General features: G+C 46.6%; 3 protein-coding genes. 1 reads left to right on the forward strand and 2 read right to left on the reverse strand.

Annotated elements, in window-relative coordinates:
- Both QZT80_RS10160 and QZT80_RS10165 read right to left on the reverse strand, forming a co-directional pair.
- Positions 1 to 1052, reverse strand: a 1052-nt coding sequence (locus QZT80_RS10160; RefSeq protein WP_295121369.1) for a DUF885 family protein, incomplete at its 3' end; no start/stop codon positions are given.
- A gap of 117 nt (positions 1053 to 1169) precedes the next feature.
- Complete coding sequence (locus QZT80_RS10165; RefSeq protein ID WP_295121371.1) at positions 1170 to 2525, reverse strand: DUF1080 domain-containing protein; 1356 nt, start codon at positions 2523 to 2525, stop codon at positions 1170 to 1172.
- Between the two features lie 284 nt (positions 2526 to 2809).
- Here QZT80_RS10165 and QZT80_RS10170 point away from each other — a divergent pair.
- Positions 2810 to 2979: DJ-1/PfpI family protein (locus QZT80_RS10170; protein WP_295121373.1), on the forward strand; the 170-nt coding region annotated here is incomplete at its 3' end.

Raw genomic sequence — 2979 nt, forward strand, 5'->3', positions numbered from 1 at the left:
GAATCGATGACCGCTCCGGGTGTTTTAAATATTTTGAATTGTTTATCGGTGCGGATGAATTGGAAGAAAGCATTCAGATCACCTTTAAATCCTGTTTCGTTTTTAATGGCTTCCATTTCGCTGCGGATGCGGGCAACTTCCCTTTCGCCCAATGCAAAAATCTCATCCGGTTTTTTCGTGGTAGTTGTCCAGTACTTTACAAGGTAAGTGTAGTAGGCGGCGCCGTCAGGCACAGCGTCTATACCACTGGTAGTACGGGATTTCGGCAGGTACTCTTCTACAAAAAAGGTGTGTAATTTTTTATAAGACGGGAGAATGTAAGTGCGCACCGCTGCAGCATATTCTTTTGCCAGTTGTGAACGGTCATCACCAGTTATATCAGCCGGAATTAAACGAATAGGATTGAAGAAGATATTCGATGCTGTATCGTTTTTCGCAAGGTCCGCCAGTTGCGGAATTACTTTTGTTACCAGGGTTTGTGGCCATACATATCCTTCGGCCATACCTCTTCTCATATTACTCACCGCCGTATCCGACCACTCCGCAAAACTTTTCATGCGGGAAATGAAATCAGCATAATCCTTTTTTGTTTTGAAAGGCTGCGCACTGGTGCCGCTGCCGAGTTGTGGTAGTGTGAGGGGCAGGGAGCTGAACTGCTGTATGGGCATTAAGTGATCATGAAAGGTTAATCCCTCGCGACCAATGCTCAGCTCGCGGCTGAACGTGGCGTAACTGAGCCGATGGTTATCGTCGAGGCCGGCCGTATCGATGGCGATAAGTTGCGCCTGGTAGCTGGCGTACATAGAGTCTACACTTCGGCGGAAGCCTTCGCTGATGTCGATATTGAGTTTATCGTTGTACCGGTTTTCACTGTTAAACGTGGCTTCTACCGGGAAAAACCACACTTTGTCTTCGTAATAATCTTCGAGAATGTTGTTGAGCGAGTCGTTGGCACCGGAAGCAACCGGGATAGTTTTTTTGGCGTAATCACCACAGGAAGCCATGAGTAAAGCAAGGCCTGTAAGCGCGGGGAGAGCCTTAGGGAAATGCATATGTTGCAGGTTTAGGGGCTGAAGTTAATAAAATCCCCACTGGAACTGGTATAAAAAGAAACATCCCGAAGAATCGGGATGACTTGAAAAACAGTGAACAATGAAATAGTTAGATCACTATTTCAAAATCTTTATTTTAATGCTTTTATAACTAACGTTGTCGCCGTGGTCCTGGATAAGGATGTGACCTGTTTTGGCGGTACCAAATTCGGGCCAGTCTTTATACTTACTGCGTGCCACCAGGGCTTTATAAATATTATCACCACGGTTGTAGCTTACTACTTTGTGTCCGTTTAACCAATGTTCTACACGGTTATCCGGGTAAACAACCACCCTGCCATGGTTCCATTCGCCGATTTTCTTATGAGAATTTCCAAATTTATAAGCGGGGATCAGGTCGTAAAGTGACCCGAGGGTCCGGTTTCCTGCCGCTCCTAATTTAGCATCAGGGTGTTTATCGTTGTCAAGTATTTGAAATTCAAGGCCTATTGCCGATCCTTTACCTTTTTCACTTTCGGTTACAAAATATTTAACTCCGCTGTTGGCACCTTCTGTCAGTTTAAAATCGAACTCCAGGTCGAATGCTGCAAATTCCTCGTCGGTAACAATATCGCCTCCGTTATTGGACTCTGCACCGCCCGAAGATAATACATTAAGTGTTCCGTCTTTAATTTCCCAGCCTTTTTCTGGAAATTTATCTTTATGAGCGCCTCTCCAACCGTTGCTGGTGGCCCCATCCCAAATCAGGCGATAACCGTTCAACTTTTCCTGTGCCGAAATATTATTAGGAATATTATTTACAACATACACATCGTCATAGGCTGAATACTGGTTAGCGGCAGGATTTTCCATGATCCTTACATTACGCCAGCGGATGTTTTTACCAACGTCGGCCGCATTGCCTACACCGTGTACCTGCAGGGCGATAAAGCCGCTGGGCAGCGCCGTATCGATCAGATGAGCAGCCGGTACGCCGTTAATCCAGGTACGGATCTCCGGTCCACGGCACTCGATGCGGTATTTGTTCCAGTCGCTCTTTTTGTAAGCCTTTTGCGCCACCGGGTTTAAATCCAGCGGGTACAGCCAACCACGGCGGCCCTCTTCATATATGCCACCACTCCAGGCACGGGGGGCCGGATCGATCTCCATCTGGTAACCAAACACCTGTCCTTTATTATAATCGGGACGGCTCTGGCTACGGAACTGGATACCGGCGTTAAAGTCCTGGTCGAGTTTATATTCGAGCTCAAGTATAAAATCGCCGTAGTTCTTTTCGGTAGTTAAAAAGGAGTTGGGAGATTTAGGCACCGTAGTACCAATGATCTCTTTGTTCTTCACCGTGTAAGTGGCCGTACCGCCCAGCTGTTTCCAGCCTTTAAGGTCTTTACCATTAAACAGCGCCTGCCATTTGCCCTGGCCAGATGCAAGGCCCATGCTAAAGAGCGCCCCGCCGAGTAGGATAAATTTTTTCATACTGAATTGCCTGCGCGCTGCCCGTAAGAGGGCTGTTTTACGACAGCTGCATAGATTTTTTCGTTTTTATAACCTGGAAAAAAGGCGTAGCCCCAAGGCCCTTTATATATTATTTGCGACGTGTTGATTTACTATCCCGTTCCGTAAGTTTTGATTTCCGGCAACCAAGATAAACAATTCCCCGCAAAAATTGCAATCGTTTGCAACAGAATGACCAGCGGTAAATTTTCCTTATCTTCATAAGACCCAATAGATTCATTCACCCCGTTAAAACTCCATTTCCCATGGCACAAAAGAAGATCCTGTTTTTGACCGGCGATTATGCGGAAGATTATGAAACCATGGTACCATTCCAGATGTTGCAGATGGTGGGCCACGATGTACATGCGGTATGCCCCGGTAAAGCGGCGGGCGAGAAAGTGATTACCGCCATTCACGATTTTGAGGGCGAGCA

Source organism: uncultured Chitinophaga sp., assembly GCF_902168175.1.
Taxonomy (GTDB): domain Bacteria; phylum Bacteroidota; class Bacteroidia; order Chitinophagales; family Chitinophagaceae; genus Chitinophaga.